Annotated in this window: 16 protein-coding genes, 2 tRNA genes and 1 other RNA gene; 14 read left to right on the forward strand and 5 right to left on the reverse strand. The window is 41.3% G+C overall.

The features are described from left to right. Nucleotides 1–6: 6 nt before the first annotated feature. Entirely contained in the window at nucleotides 7–483 is a 477-nt protein-coding gene (gene smpB / locus VF675_RS09170) for an SsrA-binding protein SmpB (protein WP_004972209.1), read from the reverse strand. Between the two features lie 178 nt (nucleotides 484–661). Between smpB and coaD the strand changes: the two genes are divergently transcribed. The 4 genes from coaD to VF675_RS09190 all read left to right on the forward strand — a co-directional run bounded on the left by coaD (nucleotide 662) and on the right by VF675_RS09190 (nucleotide 1,973). Beyond that, on the forward strand, nucleotides 662–1,153 hold the full coding sequence (coaD, locus tag VF675_RS09175) for a pantetheine-phosphate adenylyltransferase (RefSeq protein ID WP_004972207.1): 492 nt from the start codon (nucleotides 662–664) through the stop codon (nucleotides 1,151–1,153). Between the two features lies 1 nt (nucleotide 1,154). Further along, nucleotides 1,155–1,418: a YfhL family 4Fe-4S dicluster ferredoxin gene (locus tag VF675_RS09180; protein WP_004972206.1), complete on the forward strand. Its 264-nt coding sequence runs from the start codon at nucleotides 1,155–1,157 to the stop codon at nucleotides 1,416–1,418. A 27-nt stretch (nucleotides 1,419–1,445) separates the two neighbouring features. Next, nucleotides 1,446–1,823: RNase P RNA component class A (gene rnpB, locus VF675_RS09185), an RNA gene on the forward strand. Between the two features lie 73 nt (nucleotides 1,824–1,896). After that, nucleotides 1,897–1,973: transfer RNA gene (locus VF675_RS09190), tRNA-Met, on the forward strand. A gap of 39 nt (nucleotides 1,974–2,012) precedes the next feature. Here the strand turns inward: VF675_RS09190 and VF675_RS09195 are convergent. After that, nucleotides 2,013–2,426, reverse strand: a complete 414-nt coding sequence (locus tag VF675_RS09195; RefSeq protein WP_180061193.1) for a hypothetical protein — start codon at nucleotides 2,424–2,426, stop codon at nucleotides 2,013–2,015. A gap of 193 nt (nucleotides 2,427–2,619) precedes the next feature. On the opposite strand from VF675_RS09195, the gene VF675_RS09200 reads away from it, so the two are divergent. Continuing rightward, a tRNA-Met gene (locus tag VF675_RS09200) sits at nucleotides 2,620–2,696 on the forward strand. Nucleotides 2,697–2,840: 144 nt separating this feature from the next. On the opposite strand, the gene VF675_RS09205 is transcribed toward VF675_RS09200, so the two are convergent. The 3 genes from VF675_RS09205 to gltA form a co-directional block, all read right to left on the reverse strand. Continuing rightward, nucleotides 2,841–4,466: an NAD+ synthase gene (locus VF675_RS09205; protein ID WP_167845846.1), complete on the reverse strand. Its 1,626-nt coding sequence runs from the start codon at nucleotides 4,464–4,466 to the stop codon at nucleotides 2,841–2,843. A 355-nt stretch (nucleotides 4,467–4,821) separates the two neighbouring features. Continuing rightward, complete coding sequence (locus VF675_RS09210; RefSeq protein ID WP_004972203.1) at nucleotides 4,822–5,337, reverse strand: hypothetical protein; 516 nt, start codon at nucleotides 5,335–5,337, stop codon at nucleotides 4,822–4,824. Between the two features lie 196 nt (nucleotides 5,338–5,533). Next, the gene (gltA, locus tag VF675_RS09215; protein WP_004972202.1) at nucleotides 5,534–6,808 is read right to left on the reverse strand and encodes a citrate synthase; all 1,275 of its coding nucleotides are present in this window, start codon (nucleotides 6,806–6,808) and stop codon (nucleotides 5,534–5,536) included. 1,154 nt (nucleotides 6,809–7,962) lie between these two features. Between gltA and sdhC the strand changes: the two genes are divergently transcribed. The 9 genes from sdhC (at nucleotide 7,963) to sucD (ending at nucleotide 20,040) form a co-directional block, all read left to right on the forward strand. Beyond that, complete coding sequence (gene sdhC / locus VF675_RS09220; protein ID WP_026438062.1) at nucleotides 7,963–8,361, forward strand: succinate dehydrogenase, cytochrome b556 subunit; 399 nt, start codon at nucleotides 7,963–7,965, stop codon at nucleotides 8,359–8,361. Then, entirely contained in the window at nucleotides 8,361–8,726 is a 366-nt protein-coding gene (gene sdhD, locus VF675_RS09225; protein WP_004972200.1) for a succinate dehydrogenase, hydrophobic membrane anchor protein, read from the forward strand. Before sdhC ends, sdhD begins: the two co-directional genes overlap by 1 nt. A 12-nt stretch (nucleotides 8,727–8,738) precedes the next feature. Further along, nucleotides 8,739–10,637, forward strand: a complete 1,899-nt coding sequence (locus VF675_RS09230; protein WP_004972199.1) for an FAD-binding protein — start codon at nucleotides 8,739–8,741, stop codon at nucleotides 10,635–10,637. A 14-nt stretch (nucleotides 10,638–10,651) separates the two neighbouring features. Continuing rightward, entirely contained in the window at nucleotides 10,652–11,362 is a 711-nt protein-coding gene (locus tag VF675_RS09235) for a succinate dehydrogenase iron-sulfur subunit (protein WP_004972196.1), read from the forward strand. An 884-nt stretch (nucleotides 11,363–12,246) separates the two neighbouring features. After that, the gene (locus tag VF675_RS09240; protein WP_096901045.1) at nucleotides 12,247–15,069 is read left to right on the forward strand and encodes a 2-oxoglutarate dehydrogenase E1 component; all 2,823 of its coding nucleotides are present in this window, start codon (nucleotides 12,247–12,249) and stop codon (nucleotides 15,067–15,069) included. Nucleotides 15,070–15,085: 16 nt separating this feature from the next. Then, nucleotides 15,086–16,300 (forward strand): 2-oxoglutarate dehydrogenase complex dihydrolipoyllysine-residue succinyltransferase, encoded by a 1,215-nt coding sequence (gene odhB, locus VF675_RS09245; protein ID WP_004972191.1) that lies wholly within the window; start codon nucleotides 15,086–15,088, stop codon nucleotides 16,298–16,300. 60 nt (nucleotides 16,301–16,360) lie between these two features. Beyond that, entirely contained in the window at nucleotides 16,361–17,794 is a 1,434-nt protein-coding gene (gene lpdA / locus VF675_RS09250; RefSeq protein WP_004972188.1) for a dihydrolipoyl dehydrogenase, read from the forward strand. Between the two features lie 174 nt (nucleotides 17,795–17,968). Beyond that, on the forward strand, nucleotides 17,969–19,135 hold the full coding sequence (gene sucC, locus VF675_RS09255; RefSeq protein ID WP_440205124.1) for an ADP-forming succinate--CoA ligase subunit beta: 1,167 nt from the start codon (nucleotides 17,969–17,971) through the stop codon (nucleotides 19,133–19,135). Nucleotides 19,136–19,146: 11 nt separating this feature from the next. After that, the gene (sucD, locus tag VF675_RS09260) at nucleotides 19,147–20,040 is read left to right on the forward strand and encodes a succinate--CoA ligase subunit alpha (protein ID WP_136144279.1); all 894 of its coding nucleotides are present in this window, start codon (nucleotides 19,147–19,149) and stop codon (nucleotides 20,038–20,040) included. Nucleotides 20,041–20,230: the final 190 nt, after the last annotated feature.

A 20,230-nucleotide genomic window follows, 5' to 3' on the forward strand; every position in this document is an offset into this window, starting at 1 on the left:
GCAAAATTATTTGTGCATCAAACGTGCTTTATCACGCTGCCAATCGCGGTCTTTTTCAGAAGCGCGTTTATCGTGCAATTGTTTACCTTTCACCAAAGCAATTTCAAGCTTCGCTAAAGGGCCTTTCCAATAACATGCTAAAGGTACGCAAGAATAACCTTTTTGATTGACTGCACCCATCAACTTTTCAATTTCACGTCGTGAAAGTAAGAGTTTGCGGGTACGGGTCGCTTCAGGCACTACATGCGTTGAAGCCGACAAGAGTGGTTGAATTTGTGCACCAAATAAAAAGGCTTCATTGTCACGAAACAGGATATAACTTTCGGTAATAGTCATACGTCCTGCGCGCAAAGATTTGACTTCCCAACCTTGCAAAGAAAGTCCTGCTTCAAATTTTTCTTCAATAAAATAATCGTGGCGTGCACGTTTATTCTGTGCAATTGTTCCGCCCGTATTTTTTTTAACTACAGTTAGCTTCGCCATATTCAATTACTTCCAAACTTATGACTATTGTGCCTCAAACCAAGGCTTGCTGACAAATCAAAATCATCACAACTGTTGGCTAAACTGCTTTGATATTTCATAATTTGGTAGACTTTGTTCACTAAAATTTTTTGTATTTGTTAAACTAACTTTGACAAAACCAACTAGAGCATAATGGATGTCTAAAACTCGCGTAATTTATCCGGGCACCTTTGACCCGATTACTAATGGTCATATTGACTTGGTGACACGTGCTGCAAAAATGTTTGATGAAGTCGTGGTCGCAATTGCCATTGGACATCATAAAAATCCAATTTTTACTTTGGAAGAGCGTGTGGAATTGGCACAGGCATCTTTAAAGCATTTGCCTAATGTTGAATTTGTCGGATTTGATGGTTTATTGGTTAATTTTTTCCGTGAGCAAAATGCGACTGCAGTTTTGCGTGGTTTGCGTGCTGTTTCAGATTTTGAATACGAATTTCAGTTGGCAAATATGAACCGTCAATTAGATGCGAAATATGAAGCGGTATTTCTGACTCCTTCAGAGCAATATTCATTTATTTCTTCTACATTAGTTCGTGAAATTGCACGCTTAAAAGGTGATGTGACTAAATTTGTTGCACCTGTTGTGGTCGAAGCCTTTGAGCGTAAATTACGACAAGGTTGGTAGCGTGTCTTTATATATTACCGATGAATGTATTAACTGTGATGTCTGTGAACCTGTATGCCCAAATGAGGCAATTTATATGGGTGAGCTGATTTATGAGATTAATCCAGCATTATGTACTGAATGTGTAGGACATCACGAGCAGCCGCAGTGTCAGTTATTTTGCCCAGTCGATTGTATTCCGCTCGATCCAGAGCATGTAGAAACACAGGAACAATTGCTGGAAAAATATAAAAAACTGATTGCTCAAAAAAGCGCAAGCAATTAACTTATAATTTTGCTAAGATGCGCCTTCGAAGTGAACCAGACGATCGCTGCTGTGGAGGTCTCCGTGACTGAAACAGGGGAGGAAAGTCCGGGCTTCATAGGGCAGGGTGCCAGGTAACGCCTGGGCGGCGTGAGCCGACGGAAAGTGCAGCAGAGAGTAGACCGCCTTCGTATGGTTTCTTTTTCGGAAGAAATTGAAGGTAAGGGTGAAAGGGTGCGGTAAGAGCGCACCGCATGGCTGGTAACAGTTCATGGCATGGTAAACCCCACCAGAAGCAAGACCAAATAGGAATCCTGAGGTACGGCCCGTACTGGATTCGGGTAGGTCGCTTGAGCGTATGAGTGATTGTACGCCTAGAGGAATGATCGTTCTCGACAGAACCCGGCTTATCGGTTCACTTCACCAAATTTTAAGCAATTGATGCGTGATAAGGCTTGACGTTACCTAGATTACAGCAGATAATGCGCGCACAGTTTTTGGCTATGTAGCTCAGTTGGTTAGAGCACCGCACTCATAATGCGGGGGTCACAGGTTCAAGTCCCGTCATAGCCACCATTTTTCAGACCACGTTCACTAACGTGGTCTTTTTTTTGTTTAAAATTTGTCTGTGCAATCTATTTGAGCTGTATCCAGTTGAATCTGCATTTGTAGGTTTTGAATCTGTTGCCAATTGGCTTGTTGATCAGAGTGAGCAAAAATTTTGGCATCGACCTGATTTAATTTTTTTAGCGAAATGTGTTGTGATGCACAATAACGCCCTACAGCACGCTCATAAGCCAGTTGTTGCTGCGCTGCAGCATTCAGTTGATGCGCCGTTAAAATCTTTTGCTGTCCTTTGGCATAAGCAACCAAAACACGTCGGTCTGCGATGCTATAACTCATTTTAGAATTGATAAATTGCGCAACATCACGCCGTACGCCGTTGTAATCTACAAAAACAGGTGAAACCAAAGCGCAGGAACTTAAGCCAACAACAAGGCTACTCAGTATTATAGACTTCAAGATCATGGTTGAATTTATTCTCTTTTTTCTGTGTGACTTGATATAGATTTTGCTGCAAATATTTAAGAATCTCCGTAAGAAAATAGTAATTTGATTAAAATTAAACAAATTGCACTGTTTTTGCTTAAACTGTGAGCGTTTGTAAATTAAAATACTTGACGATGCAGGGCTAAGTTTAGATAATGCGCACACAGTTTATGGCTATGTAGCTCAGTTGGTTAGAGCACCGCACTCATAATGCGGGGGTCACAGGTTCAAGTCCCGTCATAGCCACCATTTTTATAGACCAAGCTCTCAGCTTGGTTTTTTTTTATGTCAAAATTTTAGGCTACTTTTTGCAGCATTGGTTTAATGGCAGGTACAAAAAAACCAAGCCGTAGCTTGGTTTTTTTGTATCTTTGTTTAAGCAATGCTTTAGCGTTAAATCCCTGCTTTCCAACCATTGACGAGCGGATAGCGACGTTCACGACCAAAAGCGCGTGAACTAATACGTGGTCCTAATGCACCTTGGCGACGCTTGTACTCGTTGCGATCAACCAATTGAATGACTTTCTCAACCATCGCACGTTCAAAGCCTTTGCCAATGATATCTTCTTGGCTTTGATCTTCTTCAATATACGCATACAAAATCGCATCGAGCACTTCGTATGGTGGTAAAGAATCTTGGTCTTTTTGGTCTGGACGTAATTCTGCTGAAGGTGGGCGGGTAATCACACGTTCAGGAATCACAGGAGTATCAGCGATGCTGTTACGGTATTTTGCCAATTCAAACACAATGGTTTTGTACACATCTTTGAGTACCGCATAACCACCGACCATATCGCCATAAAGCGTGCAGTAACCAACTGCTAACTCAGATTTGTTACCTGTAGAAAGCACGAGGTTACCAAACTTATTCGACAGACCCATTAAGATTGTGCCGCGTGCACGAGCTTGTAAATTTTCTTCTGTGGTGTCGCTAGGGCTGTTACCAAAGAAAGGATACAGCGTTTGCATAAAGCTATTTACGATCGGGTGAATTTCAGCAATACCAAAAGTCACGCCTAAAGTTTTGGCTTGCTCTGCAGCATCTTCCACACTAATTTGCGCGGTATAAGTGTACGGCATCATTACCGCTTGTACCTTATCTGCACCAATTGCATCAACCGCAATAGCAAGAGTGAGCGCTGAATCAATTCCGCCCGACAAGCCAAGAATTACACCAGGGAAGCCAGAGCGTTGCACGTAGTCACGGGTTGCGAGCACTAAACCTTGATAGATTTCTGCAAGGGTGTCTAAAGCTGGGCTAATTTCGGCAGTTTTAAAGTGCTTCTGTGCAGCGTCATATTCTGCGTAGAATAAACCTTCTTGGTAGGTTGGGGCTTGTAATGCAACATTGCCTGCTTGGTTAATCACAAAGCTCGTACCATCGAAGATTAAATCATCTTGACCGCCAACTTGGTTTACATACACCACATTGAGATGTAATTGTTTTGCAAGTTCGGTCATGGTCTGTACACGATGCTGCGGTTTACCCACTTCATAAGGCGATGCGTTCAAGACCAATGCAGTTTCTACATTCAACTGTGCCAATTGCTGCACGGTTGGCAAAGACCATAAATCTTCGCAAATCAAAACGCCAAATTTATGACCAAGGTATTCAAAAACTAAGTGTTGATGACCTTCATCAAAATAGCGTTTTTCATCAAATACAGCATAATTTGGTAAATTTTGCTTGTTGTAAATACCTAAGATGTTGCCATCTTTCATGACGGCAGCCGAGTTAAAGCGCTGACCATCTTCAGTTTCATTGACAAAGCCGAAAACTAAAACAATATCTTTAATTTCACGTAATTGTTCAAATGCTTGTTGTGTGCGTTGATTCAAGCTTGGGCGCAGTAATAAATCTTCTGCAGGGTAGCCCAAAATTGAAAGTTCAGGAAAAATAATCAAATCTGCATGTTGTTTTTTCGCTTCATTTGCTTGTTCAAGCATTTTTTGCGCGTTTGCTTCGAGATTGCCAATGTGTGGAGAGAACTGTGCAAGGGCAATTTTAAAAGATTTCATTTAAATTAAGTCCTATTCCTATAGGTGTAGAATACACGTAAGTGGCTGATGATTATTGTTATAAAAATTTCAGCGTAGTGTATTGTGGATTAAACGACTGCCGAAAGGCACAAATAAAAACCATTTATTATCTAACAGATAAAGATCTTATTTTGCAGTGCAAAAATGGAGACTTTTGCTATTTTATCTTAATTTAGAATAGATGCTAGCATCGAATACACTTTATTGTCTTGTCTGCAAGAATATCATTGAAATGTGACAGAATTTTTATGCTATTTATTTGAAAAGCATTATATTTTTAGGTTGTATGATGCATGTGTTTTTCGTGAAATAAGCATGTACCAAGATGAGTGAGCTAAGTCGAGCGGTGCGGGCTGTTTAAAATAATATTGTCTATTTTTTTAAGAAAAATATCTTTGGCAATTTCACCTTGTTGCTCAATGTTGTAAGCAAAAAAAGGTTTCGCTTCAATTAAGCGATAATGATATGGATTGTAACGCTTAAAACTCAAAAAATACGCGGTTTGCAATACCGCACCACGCAGTAAGACATTGATGTGATGTTGATGCTGTAAAATGTGCGCCATCTCATGAATAAAGATCGCTTGATAGCCACGGTGTGCTTGGCTGTAGTCGGCTAGATAATGCCGATTACGCACATGAATATAGCCACAGGGGGCCATAAAAATGTGCTGTGGCTGCCAAGGCAAATAAGGATGGTTCATAACTTTGACTTGGCTGTAGTCAATCAGATTGCCAAACACAGATTGGCACAACTGTATTTCCATTGCAGTTAGGCTTCGACATCTAAACTGATCTAGTTTGAGCAGTCGCATCAATAAGCTGAGAATGAATAAATGCAGTTGTAGCATGGAAATGAGTCGTAAGTGGCAGACATCAAAAATATAGCCTAAATCCGCAATGATCTAAATTTTATTTTACGTTTTGGTTGTGGTTTAGGACAAACCAAACAGAAATGAGTTTGGTGAGCTAAATAAAAGCAATAAAAAAACCACCCGAAGGTGGTTTTTTTGTCGTGTCGTTTTACACGCTACAACGCAGACCGAATTAACGGTTGATGTCGCGTTGAGTGTGGCCAGTGTAAAGCTGACGAGGACGACCGATTTTGTAAGGACCGCTGTGCATTTCTAACCAGTGGCTGATCCAACCAACTGTACGTGCAAGTGCGAAAATTACAGTAAACATTTCTGTTGGGATACCAATCGCTTTAAGGATGATACCTGAGTAGAAGTCTACGTTAGGGTATAAGTTACGCTTGATGAAGTATTCATCAGATAACGCAATACGCTCAAGTTCCATTGCAAGTGCAAGTTGTGGATCGTTGATACCTAAGTCGTTAAGTACTTCGTCACAAGTTTGCTTCATTACAGTTGCACGTGGGTCATGGTTTTTATAAACGCGGTGACCAAAGCCCATAAGTTTAACTTCTTTAGTCTTCACTTTTTCCATGAACTCAGCAACGTGTTCTACAGAGCCGATTTCATCAAGCATCTTAAGAACAGCTTCGTTCGCACCACCGTGAGCAGGACCCCAAAGTGCAGAAATACCTGCAGAGATACATGCGTATGGGTTAGCGCCAGTAGAACCAGCTAAACGTACAGTTGAAGTAGACGCGTTTTGTTCGTGGTCAGCGTGAAGCGTGAAAATACGATCCATTGCGCGAGCGTGAACAGGGTTTACTTTGTAATCACGGTCTGCTGGTGTAGCAAACATCATGTACAAGAAGTTTTCTGCGTAGCTTAAGTCGTTACGTGGGTAAACAAATGGTTGACCAACAGTGTACTTGTAGCTCCAAGCCGCTAAAGTAGGAATCTTCGCGATTAAACGAATCGCTGTGATTTCACGGTGGTTAACATCTTCGATGTCTAAGTTGTTGTGATAGAACGCAGATAACGCACCAACAACACCTACCATGATTGCCATAGGGTGAGCGTCACGACGGAAACCGTTATAGAAACGTTTTACTTGGTCGTGAACCATAGTGTGGTTACGAACTTTAGCGTCAAAATCAGCTTTTTGTTCTGCAGTTGGAAGCTCGCCATTTAATAATAAGTAGCAAGTTTCTAAGTAGTCAGCTTTAGTCGCTAATTGGTCAATTGGGTAACCACGGTGTAAAAGAATACCTTTGTTACCATCAATGAACGTAATTTTAGACTCGCAAGACGCTGTTGCCATAAAACCAGGATCAAAAGTAAAGTGACCTGCCGCCAACACATCCTTAACGTCAATTACATCTGGGCCTAATGTGCCGCTGTAAATTGGTAATTCAATTTCTTTTCCATCAAGCTGTAATACGGCTTTTTTGCCAGTTGCTTCAGACATTCAATAGATCTCCTGTCCTGGTGAATGTTGATCTGACTCGAAGTATCAATCTTTTAATGCGCAAGTCAGACGGATTAAAAATTAGCTCTAAGATTAGAGAGTACTGAAATTTTGTCAATTATACTTATGGATTAAGCAGACGACTGTTTATAGAAAAAGCCGAAAAAATTCCAGTAAAAAAATCAATAAAATCACAGCACAGCCGCCGTATCATAAGTCAAAATTTGTCGGATGTGCAGAAAAAAATCATCAATACGGATTAATTGTAAGCAATTTTAAATACTAGTTTTGATGTGCTATTTCTTTAGCAGGATTCAGTCCAATACTTAAATTTATCTAATTCTCATAACTTACACGTTTTTACATACACGGTAGGGTGGTCAGATTGTTTGTAATAGGCAGTAAGTCTGGTATTTAAATTCGATATTGATTGATCAAAAAATGACTGATTAAACTCCTGAAAATAGCCATAACCCATCATATTTTGAGTGGGAAATGATGAAATCTTTGTGAATAAAGCGCGGTTATTTATCCATACAGATACAAAAAATACTGGATAAGTCATTCATTCGCATGATGATTATCATTTTTAATATTTATTTAGGTGTGGTGTTTAAAGTAAATATAAGTTGTATAAATAGATTGAGGTATGTGCCGACATTAAAGTTTAATCCATGATCAGGTGTACCTTGACCAAAGCAAAGTGATGGGCTGTCTGGATCTAAGAGTCTTGTGTTGTGGTTGTAAATTGCTGCAAACAGTGGAGTACACACATATATAGTGCTGCTACTTATATATAAGTATGTGAAAACCCGAAGAACATCTGAAAAACAAAGTACAAATTTATCTTTAGTCTAAATATTCTAAAGCCACTGATTGTGTCATCAAGAGTTTTCACTTTAATAATTTATTTAAAAACATAGATTTATGTTTGATTGTGTGGTTGTGGATGGTAATTGGTTTGTCTTTATACTTGTTAATGATTCTTATTTAAGGGTTTTTTAGCCAAAAAGCCGAGTAGAGTTGTTTGTATTTTAACAGTTGACGTTTTATAATTCAGTGTCGTTTTAAGGTTAGGCATGAATTTGCCTAACAATGCCAGCTTTCCTTCGAATTTATTCCAACAAACTCCGGATGGAGTTTTTACTTACAGGATGCCCGCTGTGAAAAGCAACAGACCTGTCAATTTGTCCATGGGTCAAGTTTTAGAAGTAAACTTAAAATCGCCCGTGGCTATTGCATCAATTCTACACCGTCTTTCTGGTGTCATCGTATTTTTACTCGTACCGGTACTTTTATGGTTGTTAGACAAGTCTTTGTCTTCACCTGAAGGTTTTGCTCAAGTTCAAGAAATTTTTAACGGTTTCTTTGTGCGCTTTATCGTATGGGTATTTGTAGCCGGCTTAATCTATCACTTCATTGCTGGTGTTAAGCACTTACTTGCTGACCTTGGTTTTGCAGAAGAACTGCAAAGTGGTCGCATTGCAGCTACTATTTCATTGATCTTGTCTGCTATCGGTATCGTTGCAGCATTTGTATGGATTGTAATCTAATGAAAAGTGCTACAGGTTTAACGGGTTCAGGTTCTCGCGATTGGTTTATCCAACGTATTAGTGCTGTTGTTCTTGCTGTTTATACCGTTGTGGTATTTGGTTGGATTCTTCTTAACGGTGGATTCAACTTTGAACAGTGGTACGGCTTTATGATGACATTACCAATGAAGATTATGTCTTTATTGGCAGTCTTATCTCTTGTTGCACATGCTTGGATCGGTATGTGGCAAGTATTCACTGACTATGTGACTACTCGTCAAATGGGTCCTTCAGCTTCAGGTTTACGCCTAGTGCTGACTTCAGCAGTGATTATTGCTGTTTTTGCATACGCAATCTGGGCAATCCAGATTTTCTGGGCGAATTGATAGGAAAATATCATGGGCGCGATTAACCCTAAAGAAGATTATACAAATATTCCACACCAATTCTTTGACGCAGTCATCGTTGGTGGTGGTGGTTCAGGTATGCGTGCATCTTACCAACTTGCTCAAGCAGGTTTGAAAGTTGCGGTATTGACCAAAGTATTCCCTACACGTTCACACACTGTTGCAGCGCAGGGTGGTATTGGTGCATCTCTTGGTAACATGCAAGAAGATAACTGGCACTACCACTTTTACGACACAGTAAAAGGTTCTGACTGGTTGGGCGACCAAGACGCGATTGAATTCATGACGCGTGAAGCGCCACAAGTGGTTTATGAATTAGAACACTTGGGTATGCCATTTGACCGTAACGCAGACGGTACAATTTACCAACGTCCATTCGGTGGTCACTCTGCAAACTACGGTGAAAAAGCGGTTCCACGTGCATGTGCTGCAGCTGACCGTACAGGTCACGCACTTCTTCACACGCTTTATCAAAGCAACGTGAAAATGGGTACTCAATTCTTCGTAGAATGGATTGCTCTTGATTTGATCCGTAACGAAGCTGGCGATGTACTAGGTGTGACTGCAATTGACCAAGAAACAGGTAAAATTGCAGTATTCCAAGCGAAAGCGACATTGTTTGCTACAGGTGGTGCAGGTCGTGTGTACCGTGCATCTACAAACGCATATATCAATACTGGTGACGGTCTTGGTATGGCTGCGCGTGCAGGTATTCCATTACAAGATATGGAATTCTGGCAGTTCCACCCAACAGGTGTTGCGGGCGCGGGCGTATTGTTAACGGAAGGCTGTCGTGGTGAGGGTGGTATCCTTCGTAACGATTCAGGCGAGCCGTTCATGGAGCGTTATGCACCAACTTTGAAAGACTTGGCGCCACGTGACTTCGTATCACGTTCTATGGACCAAGAAATTAAAGAAGGTCGTGGTTGTGGTCCAAACAAAGACTACATCTTGCTTGATATGACGCACTTGGGTGCAGACACAATCATGAAGCGTCTTCCATCTGTATTTGAGATTGGTAAGAAATTCGCGAACGTTGACTGTACTAAAGAGCCAATTCCTGTTGTTCCTACAATCCATTACCAAATGGGTGGTATTCCAACCAATATTCATGGTCAAGTGGTTGTTCCAGAAAGCCGTGAAACTCAAGAGTTGGTTGCGAACTACAACGCAGAAACTGATACATATACAACCAACGCGGGCGACCGTGACTTTGCTAAACCAGTAAAAGGTTTCTATGCAATTGGTGAGTGTTCATGTGTATCTGTACACGGTGCTAACCGTTTAGGTACAAACTCATTGCTTGACTTGGTTGTATTTGGTAAAGCTGCGGGTCAACACATCATTGAGTATGTGACTAAGCAACACGATGGTGAGTACGAACCACTTCCAACAACTGTACTTGAAAATACTGTGAACCGTATTCGTAAACTTGACGAATCGACTTCAGGTGAAAACGCTCAAGAAGTTGCTGATGCAATTCGTAACATCGTTCAAGACCACGCAGGTGTATTCCGTACTTCAGCATTGCTTGATGAAGGTGTGAAACAAATTCTTGCGCTTGAGCCACGTGTTCGCAACATTCATTTGAAAGACAAATCTAAAGTATTCAACACTGCACGTGTAGAAGCATTAGAAGTTGAAAACTTGTATGAAGTTGCTAAAGCGACACTAATCTCAGCTGCTGCACGTAAAGAATGTCGTGGTGCGCATACGGTTGTAGACTTTGAGTTACCACCAGATCACCCAACTTATTCTTATGGTCGTCGTGATGATGAGTGGATGAAGCATACTTTATGGTTCTCTACAGATAACCGTCTTGAGTACAAACCAGTACGTTACAAGCCGCTTACTGTAGCTGCTATTCCACCTAAACCACGTACATTCTAATTGGGAGAAGTAAGATGAGTAGAGGTACTCGTACATTTAATATCTACCGCTACGATCCTGATAAGGATAAAGCACCGTACATGCAAACTTTTAAGCTTGAATTGACTGATAAGCACCGTATGTTGCTTGATGCACTTCTTGAATTGAAAGTACAAGACGAATCTTTGACATTCCGTCGTTCATGTCGTGAAGGTATTTGTGGTTCTGATGGTGTAAACATCAATGGTAAAAATGGTTTAGCGTGTCTTTGGAACCTAAACGATTTACCAGAAGTGATCACAATTCGCCCGCTTCCAGGTCTTCCTGTAATTAAAGACTTGGTTGTAGACATGAATCAGTTCTACGATCAGTATAACAAGATTCATCCGTTCTTGATCAACAACCAACCTGCGCCACCAAAAGAGCGTTTACAATCTCAAGAAGAGCGTGAGCATCTTGATGGTTTGTATGAATGTATTCTTTGTGCATGTTGTTCAACTTCATGCCCATCATTCTGGTGGAACCCAGACAAGTTCTTGGGTCCTTCAGCGTTGTTGAATGCATATCGTTTCATTATCGATTCGCGTGATACTGCAACTCAAGAGCGTTTGGCTCGTCTTGACGATCCATTCTCTTTGTTCCGTTGTAAAGGTATTATGAACTGTGTATCTGTATGTCCTAAAGGCTTGAACCCAACTAAAGCAATCGGTCACATCCGTAACATGCTTTTAGATATGGCTGGCTAATAGACTGCGTGATCAGTTGAAAAAAGCACACCTAGGTGTGCTTTTTTTTTGTGCCAAAATTACGATAAAAGTCGTGTGATAAGTTGCTTGTTTTTGATGAGTACATAAATGAAAAATGTTGCATGCAAAGAAGTGATTAAAAAGTGAGTATTTGATATTTTTTAGGTATAACTGTTGGATAAATAGACAAAAACAGCATTTAGCCGACTAAAGTTGCACACAATTGTAATCCAGTGCTGCTATTTTGTTGTAAAGCATGGGCAAATGCCAAGTTTAGCTGCAATATTTATTTTTAGATGTTATCATGTAACGTGTAAGTGAGAGGGCAGATTGAGAGATGTGCTCTCTTTTATTTTATCTGAAATAGCGGTGTTGGACTTTGGTCTAAATTGCATCTGTTTTTTAAATAAAGCACCATATATTAGATGAAAATAGAATCAGTGTATTTCGCCAATTTATAGGAGGTATGTGTCAAAAAAATCAATTGCATTTCTGAGATCATGTTACGATTAACAAATGACTATATCTGAAAAATGTTGAATTTTTGTACATTTTATCAACATTTTAAGTGCAAATGATGTGTTATTAAATCAGGACTATTGCAGAAAAGTCGTATTAGAAAAGCTAAGACTGAGCACTTATTTTTTCTAAAACGATTTTGCAAAAAATTGCTCGGCTTGGGTCGAGTATATAAATGAGTGATGATGCCAATGAGGGCGTTATGATTCATAAATGACATTGGGTTTTCCTAATGTAGTGATAACGCCTCATGACATATGTCAACTGGGGACTAATGTCATGTTACCAATTTGACATTATCAATCATGGGTTTTGCTTAAAAAGCATCCTGGAAAATGTTTTTGCAATAGGAAATGGGTCCACAAATGCAAGAAGTTGCTGACGCACTGCGTCTTGACACTGAACTTTCCGCTGATAGTGCAGCGTATATTGAAGAACTTTACGAGCATTATTTGACGTCACCGGAATCAGTCGGTGCTGATTGGCGCGAATATTTCGATAAATTCCCGAAGGGTGATCAACCACACAGTAATGTACGTGAGCAATTCCTTTTATTAGGTCGTAATTCAAATCGCGTTCAAGCCATTGTTCAAGGTTCAGTGAGTTCTGAACATGAACAACGTCAAATTGGCGTGTTGCAACTGATTGCTGCTTACCGTAACCGTGGTCACCAAAAAGCAAAATTAGATCCACTAGGTTTGGCAAAACGTGAAGACGTGCCAGATCTTGATCTTGCTGCACATGGTTTAACCAAGTCTGATTTAGATACTGTTTTCCATACAGGTAATTTGGAAATTGGTAAGTCTGAAGCAACACTAGGCGAAATGGTTGATGCCATGCAGGCGATCTACTGCGGTTCAATTGGTGCAGAATACATGCACATTGTTGATACCAAAGAAAGACGCTGGATTCAACAACGCTTAGAAAGCGCACGTGGTAAGTTCACATTTACTGCAGATCAAAAGAAACACGTTCTTGAACGCTTAACAGCAGCTGAGGGTCTAGAAAAATATCTAGGTAATAAATACGTTGGTGCGAAACGCTTTGGTGTAGAAGGCGGTGAATCATTTATCCCTATGGTGAATGAAATCATTCAACGTGCGGGTGCTGTTGGCTGTAAAGAAGTCGTCATTGGCATGCCACACCGTGGTCGTTTGAACCTGCTTGTGAATATCATGGGTAAAAACCCAGCAGACCTATTTGGTGAGTTTGAAGGTAAGAGCTTGCATAAAAAAGGTTCTGGCGACGTAAAATATCACCAAGGTTTCTCATCTAACGTGATGACTCCGGGTGGTGAAGTGCACTTGGCACTTGCGTTTAACCCATCGCACTTAGAAATTGTTGGACCTGTGGTTGAAGGTTCTGTACGTGCGCGCCAAGTACGTCGTAAAGACATTGGTGGTGATGATGTATTGCCATTAATCGTTCACGGTGATGCCGCATTTGCAGGTCAAGGTGTTAACCAAGAAACCTTCCAAATGTCACAAACTCGCGGTTATACCGTAGGTGGTACAGTTCACATTGTGATTAACAACCAAGTTGGTTTCACAACATCTGACCCACGTGACGCACGTTCTACTGAATACTGTACTGACATTGCAAAAATGATTCAGGCGCCAATTTTCCACGTGAATGGCGATGATCCTGAAGCGGTGATTTTTGTATCTCAATTGGCACACGATTTCCGTCATACATTCCGTAAAGACGTTGTGATTGATTTGTTCTGCTACCGTCGTCGTGGTCACAACGAAGCGGATGAACCTGCAGCAACTCAGCCAATGATGTATCAAGTGATCAACAAAAAGACCACTACACGTACTTTGTATGCTGACCAATTGGTGCAAGAAGGTGTGTTGGATCGCGCAGCAGCAGATCAAATGATTGAAGATTACCGCGCAGATTTAGAAGCGGGTAATCACGTTGCGAACGCATTGGTACTTGAGCCAAATACTAAAATGTTTGTAGATTGGTCGCCATACTTGGGTCACGACTATACAGACGTTTGGGATACAACTTTCCCTATCGAGCGTTTGAAAGAACTTGGTCAAACCATGCGTAAACTTCCAGAAGGTTTCGTGATGCAGCGCCAAGTTGCCAAAGTGATTGACGATCGCTTGAAAATGCAAACAGGTGAAATGCCACTAAACTGGGGTGCAGCTGAAACTTTAGCTTACGCATCTTTGTTGGATGAGGGTTACCTTGTTCGTTTGACTGGTGAAGACGTTGGTCGTGGTACTTTCTCGCACCGTCATGCAAAACTGCATAACCAAGTCGATGGTAAAACTTATATTCCACTTTGCCACATCAAAGAGAACCAACCACGCGTTGCAATCTACGACTCATTATTGTCTGAAATGGCAGTATTGGCATTTGAATATGGTTATGCGACGACCCTTCCAAAGAGCTTGATTATTTGGGAAGCACAATTCGGTGACTTTGCCAACTGTGCTCAAGTGGTAATCGACCAGTTCATTTCATCTGGCGAAACCAAGTGGGAGCGTGTGTGTGGTTTAACGATGCTTCTTCCACACGGTTTTGAAGGTCAAGGTCCTGAGCACTCATCTGCACGTTTAGAGCGTTTCTTACAGCTTTGTGCGGAAGAAAACATGCAAGTGATGACACCAACAACACCTGCACAGATTTTCCACGCTTTACGTCGTCAGGCGATTCGTCCAATCCGTAAGCCAATGATCATCATGTCGCCGAAGTCTTTACTTCGTCACAAGTTAGCAGTGTCTAACCTTGATGAGCTTGCAACTGGTACATTCCAGACTGTGATTGATGAAATTGACAACATCAACAAATCAGACGTGACGCGTTTGGTATTGTGTGGTGGTAAAGTGTATTACGACTTGCTTGAAAAGCGTCGTGAATTAGAATTGAACAATACTGCAATTGTTCGTATTGAACAGTTGTACCCATATCCAGAACAACGTCTTGCTGAAGTTCTTGCTTCTTATCCAAACGTAAAAGAATTAGTTTGGACTCAAGAAGAGCCGAAGAACCAAGGTGCTTGGTTATTCATCGCGCCACGTTTATATGATGACGTAATGAAAACTGGTAAACAGATTCGCATTAGTTATGCGGGTCGTGAAGCATCTGCAGCACCAGCGTGTGGTTCACCATATTTGCATGCAAAACAACAAGCTCAGCTCATCAATGACGCGCTTGCGATCGTAGCTGAATAACAGGAGATTCGAAGTAATGGCAACCGAAATTAAAGCACCGGTATTTCCAGAGTCAGTTGCAGACGGTACGATTGCAACTTGGCACAAACAACCAGGTGAAGCAGTTTCACGTGATGAGGTGATCTGTGATATTGAAACCGATAAAGTTGTTTTGGAAGTAGTCGCTCCTGCTGATGGCACAATCTCTGCAATCATCAAAAACGAAGGCGATACAGTTCTTTCTGACGAAGTAATTGCTCAATTTGAAGCGGGTGCTGTTTCTGGCGCTGCTCAAACTCAAGCAGTTCAGTCTGAAGCACAAGTAGAGCAAGCTGCGGCGAAAACTGAAGCAGGTGCTGCGCCAGTTGTTGAGCGTGCACAACCAGTTGCTGACCAAGCACCAGCAGTACGTAAAGCGTTGACTGAAACAGGTATCAATGCTGCAGACGTTTCTGGTACAGGTCGTGGTGGTCGTATCACTAAAGAAGATGTTGCAAATCATCAAGCTAAACCTGCTGCTGCAGCTGCGCCATTAAGCGTTGCGGTAGGTGAGCGTATCGAGAAACGTGTTCCTATGACACGTTTACGTAAGCGTGTTGCAGAGCGTTTACTTGCAGCGACTCAAGAAACTGCAATGTTAACAACATTCAACGAAGTGAACATGAAGCCAATCATGGAAATGCGTGCACAATACAAAGACGCATTTGAAAAACGTCATGGTGCACGTTTAGGCTTTATGTCTTTCTTCGTGAAAGCTGCAACTGAAGCATTGAAACGTTACCCAGCAGTAAACGCTTCTATTGATGGCGAAGACATCGTATATCACGGTTACTACGACATCGGTGTAGCGGTTTCTTCTGACCGTGGTTTAGTGGTTCCTGTATTACGTGATACAGACCGCATGAACTACGCTGAAGTAGAAAACGGTATTCGTGACTATGCTTATAAAGCACGTGACGGTAAGCTAGGTATTGAAGATATGACTGGCGGTACATTCACCATTACTAACGGTGGTACTTTCGGTTCATTGTTATCTACACCAATTCTAAACACGCCACAAACTGCAATTTTGGGCATGCACAAAATCCAAGAGCGTCCTATGGCGGTAAATGGTCAAGTTGAAATCTTGCCAATGATGTACTTAGCGCTTTCTTATGACCACCGTTTAATTGATGGTAAAGAAGCTGTAGGTTTCCTTGTAACAATCAAAGAATTGTTAGAAGAGCCAGCTAAACTCATCCTTGACCTTTAATTCTAAAGAATAAATCAGTGGGCTTGGAGCGATCCTCTAAGCCCATTTTTGGAGATAAAAATGTCTCAACAATTTGATCTTGTTGTTATTGGCGGTGGCCCAGGTGGTTATGAAGCGGCAATTCGTGCGGCTCAACTTGGCTTTAAAGTTGCGTGTATCGAAAAACGTATTCACAAAGGTAAACCATCTTTGGGTGGTACATGCTTAAACGTGGGTTGTATCCCATCTAAAGCATTACTTGATTCTTCACATCGTTATGAAGATACGGTTCATCACTTGGCTGATCATGGTATCACCACAGGTGAAGTACAGTTTGACCTTGCGAAGCTATTAGCACGTAAAGACAAAATCGTTGACCAATTAACTGGCGGTATTGATCAGTTATTAAAAGGTAACGGTGTTGAGTGGTTAAAAGGTACAGGTAAATTACTTGCAGGTAAAAAAGTTGAGTTCGTTTCTCACGAAGGTGAAACTCAAGTTTTAGAGCCTAAATATGTGATTCTTGCGACTGGTTCAGTTCCTGTAAATATTCCTGTTGCTCCTGTAGATCAAGACATTATTGTTGATTCTACTGGTGCATTAGAATTCCCAGAAGTGCCTAAGCGTTTAGGTGTGATTGGTGCAGGCGTAATTGGTCTTGAACTTGGTTCAGTATGGCGTCGTCTAGGTGCAGAAGTTGTTGTATTTGAAGCAATGGATGCATTCTTACCAATGGCTGACAAAGCTTTGGCAAAAGACTACCAAAAACTATTGACCAAGCAAGGTATGGATATCCGTATCGGTGCGAAAGTTTCAGGTACTGAAGTTAATGGTCGTGAAGTGACTGTTAAATATACCCAAGGCGGCGAAGACAAAGAACAAACTTTCGATAAATTGATCGTTTGTGTAGGTCGTCGTGCTTATGCTGAAGGTTTATTGGCAGATGACTGCGGTATTAAACTGACTGAACGTGGTTTGGTTGAAGTAAACGATTGGTGTGCAACTTCTGTTGAAGGTGTATATGCAATTGGTGACTTGGTACGTGGTCCAATGCTTGCACACAAAGCAATGGAAGAAGGCGTAATGGCAGTTGAGCGTATTCATGGTCATGCTGCACAAGTCAACTACGACACAATCATTTCAGTAATCTACACACACCCTGAAGCGGCGTGGGTTGGTTTAACTGAAGAGCAAGCGAAAGAAAAAGGCCACGAAGTGAAAACTGGTCAATTCGGTTTCGCGGTAAATGGTCGTGCTTTAGCTGCAGGCGAAGGTGCTGGTTTCGTGAAGTTTGTTGCAGATGCAAAAACAGATCGTTTATTGGGTATGCACGTGATTGGCCCTGCTGCGTCTGACATCGTTCACCAAGGTATGATTGCACTTGAGTTTGTATCTTCAGTTGAAGATTTACAATTAATGACATTTGGTCACCCAACCTTCTCTGAAGTGGTGCATGAAGCCGCTTTAGCTGTAGATGGGCGTGCGATTCACGCGATTCAGCGTAAACGCAAATAAAACTAAAAAGAGCGGCTTAGGCCGCTCTTTTTGCATTTGATGGTTGTATTTATGGGAATAATCATCTAAAAGTAAAGAGCATAGGAAAAACACCACACAAGGAAAGCAATATTAAAACTTCGGTTTGATATTGGTGGTGATAACTGAATAAAAGAAGTAGTAAAAGGTTAGTCAATGAATCTACATGAGTATCAAGCAAAAGCGCTATTAAAAAAATATGGTATGCCAGTACAAGAAGGCATTTTGGCAACTACAGCCGTAGAAGCTGTGCAAGCTTTCGAGCAACTGGGCGGTAAATTTGCAGTGATGAAAGCTCAGGTGCATGCAGGTGGTCGCGGTAAAGCGGGCGGCGTGAAGGTCGTAAAATCTGCACAAGAAGCAGCAGACTATGCCAACCAAATTCTTGGAACACGTTTGGTCACCTATCAAACCGATGCCTATGGTCAGCCTGTAAACAGTATTTTAGTGGCTGAAGATGTTTATCCTGTAGAGCGTGAACTGTATTTGGGTGCAGTGGTAGATCGTTCTAGCCGTCGCGTCACTTTTATGGCATCTACTGAAGGTGGTGTTGAAATTGAGAAAGTGGCAGAAGAAACCCCAGAAAAAATTATTAAAGTAGAAGTTGATCCTTTAGTGGGTTTATTGCCATTTCAGGCACGTGAAGTGGCTTTTACATTAAAACTCAAAGACAGTCAAATCACGCAGTTTGTGAAGATTATGACAGCGGCTTATCAGGCATTTATCGACAATGATTTTGCCTTATTTGAAATTAACCCATTGTCTGTACGTGAAAATGGCGACATTTTATGTGTCGATGCCAAAGTCGGTATTGATTCCAATGCGCTGTATCGTTTACCTGAAGTCTTGGTACTGCGCGATAAAACACAAGAAAATGAACGTGAATTGCGTGCATCAGAATTTGACCTGAACTATGTTGCTTTAGAAGGCAATATCGGTTGTATGGTGAATGGTGCAGGTTTAGCAATGGCAACTATGGATATTATTAAACTCTATGGTGGTCAGCCTGCGAACTTCTTGGATGTAGGTGGTGGTGCAACCAAAGAACGCGTAATTGAAGCCTTTAAAATTATTTTGGCAGATCACTCGGTTAAAGGCGTACTGATTAATATTTTTGGTGGAATTGTACGTTGTGACATGATTGCGGAAGCAATTATTGCAGCGGTTCAGGAAGTAAATGTGACAGTACCTGTAGTGGTTCGCCTAGAAGGGAACAACTCGGAACTTGGTGCAAAATTACTCGATGAATCAGGATTAAAACTTATTTCTGCAAACGGCTTGTCTGATGCCGCAGAAAAAATTGTTGCTGCAGTGAAAGCTTAAGGAGAATCAGGATGAGCGTATTAATTAATAAAGACACCAAAGTATTGGTACAAGGTTTCACTGGTAAAAATGGTACTTTTCACTCAGCACAAGCACTTGATTATGGAACTAAAGTGGTGGGTGGGGTAACGCCAGGAAAAGGTGGTCAAACCCATTTGGAATTACCTGTATTTAACACCATGAAAGAAGCTGTACGTGAAACAGGTGCAGATGCATCGGTGATTTATGTGCCTGCACCGTTTGTTTTAGATTCGATTGTAGAAGCAGTCGATTCTGGAGTAGGTTTGATTGTGGTGATTACGGAAGGTGTGCCAACCATCGACATGCTCAAAGCCAAGCGTTATTTAGAAACCAATGGCAATGGTACACGTTTGGTGGGACCAAACTGCCCAGGTGTGATTACACCAGGTGAATGTAAAATTGGCATCATGCCAGGGCATATTCATCAACCAGGACGAATTGGCATTATTTCACGTTCAGGTACTTTGACCTATGAAGCTGTGGCACAAACCACCAAATTAGGCTTAGGGCAATCGACCTGTATCGGGATTGGTGGTGACCCAATTCCAGGTATGAACCAAATTGATGCTTTAAAATTGTTCCAAGACGACCCAGACACCGATGCGATTGTTATGATTGGTGAAATTGGTGGTACGGCAGAAGAAGAAGCTGCGGAATATATCCAGTCGAATGTTAGCAAACCTGTGGTGGGTTATATTGCAGGAGTGACAGCACCTAAAGGTAAGCGTATGGGACATGCGGGTGCAATTATTTCAGGCGGTAAAGGCACTGCGGAAGAAAAATTTGCAGCCTTTGAGCGTGCTGGAATTGCTTATACGCGTAGCCCTGCTGAATTGGGTTCTACCATGTGGCAAGTATTAAAAGATCAAGGTTTGCTTAAATAACAAATTTTGAAGATCTTGATTTTATTCAGTACTCAATCCCCAATTTTGGGGATTTTTTATGTTGAAAAATTAGCCACATTTGAGAGATAAAGTATATGATAAGAGTTAATTTGGTATTGCTTTGTTGCATAAATATGTAAGCATCTGATTTAAATAAATTTAATTTTGTATCAAAAAATAATCAAAACTT

Origin of the sequence: Acinetobacter sp. Lyrl_1 (genome assembly GCF_051948795.1) — a bacterium.
Taxonomy (GTDB): Bacteria; Pseudomonadota; Gammaproteobacteria; order Pseudomonadales; family Moraxellaceae; genus Acinetobacter; species Acinetobacter towneri.

Excerpts from the sequence above, each read along its gene's own strand:
- VF675_RS09210 (WP_004972203.1), bottom strand. The coding sequence starts at position 5,337 with ATGCTACAACTGCATTTATTCATTCTCAGCTTATTGATGCGACTGCTC.
- gltA (WP_004972202.1), bottom strand. The coding sequence starts at position 6,808 with ATGTCTGAAGCAACTGGCAAAAAAGCCGTATTACAGCTTGATGGAAAA.
- VF675_RS09235 (WP_004972196.1), top strand. The coding sequence starts at position 10,652 with ATGAGTAGAGGTACTCGTACATTTAATATCTACCGCTACGATCCTGAT.
- VF675_RS09240 (WP_096901045.1), top strand. The coding sequence starts at position 12,247 with ATGCAAGAAGTTGCTGACGCACTGCGTCTTGACACTGAACTTTCCGCT.
- odhB (WP_004972191.1), top strand. The coding sequence starts at position 15,086 with ATGGCAACCGAAATTAAAGCACCGGTATTTCCAGAGTCAGTTGCAGAC.
- lpdA (WP_004972188.1), top strand. The coding sequence starts at position 16,361 with ATGTCTCAACAATTTGATCTTGTTGTTATTGGCGGTGGCCCAGGTGGT.
- coaD (WP_004972207.1), top strand. The coding sequence starts at position 662 with ATGTCTAAAACTCGCGTAATTTATCCGGGCACCTTTGACCCGATTACT.
- sucD (WP_136144279.1), top strand. The coding sequence starts at position 19,147 with ATGAGCGTATTAATTAATAAAGACACCAAAGTATTGGTACAAGGTTTC.
- VF675_RS09205 (WP_167845846.1), bottom strand. The coding sequence starts at position 4,466 with ATGAAATCTTTTAAAATTGCCCTTGCACAGTTCTCTCCACACATTGGC.
- sdhD (WP_004972200.1), top strand. The coding sequence starts at position 8,361 with ATGAAAAGTGCTACAGGTTTAACGGGTTCAGGTTCTCGCGATTGGTTT.
- sdhC (WP_026438062.1), top strand. The coding sequence starts at position 7,963 with ATGCCCGCTGTGAAAAGCAACAGACCTGTCAATTTGTCCATGGGTCAA.
- sucC (WP_440205124.1), top strand. The coding sequence starts at position 17,969 with ATGAATCTACATGAGTATCAAGCAAAAGCGCTATTAAAAAAATATGGT.
- VF675_RS09195 (WP_180061193.1), bottom strand. The coding sequence starts at position 2,426 with ATGATCTTGAAGTCTATAATACTGAGTAGCCTTGTTGTTGGCTTAAGT.
- smpB (WP_004972209.1), bottom strand. The coding sequence starts at position 483 with ATGGCGAAGCTAACTGTAGTTAAAAAAAATACGGGCGGAACAATTGCA.
- VF675_RS09230 (WP_004972199.1), top strand. The coding sequence starts at position 8,739 with ATGGGCGCGATTAACCCTAAAGAAGATTATACAAATATTCCACACCAA.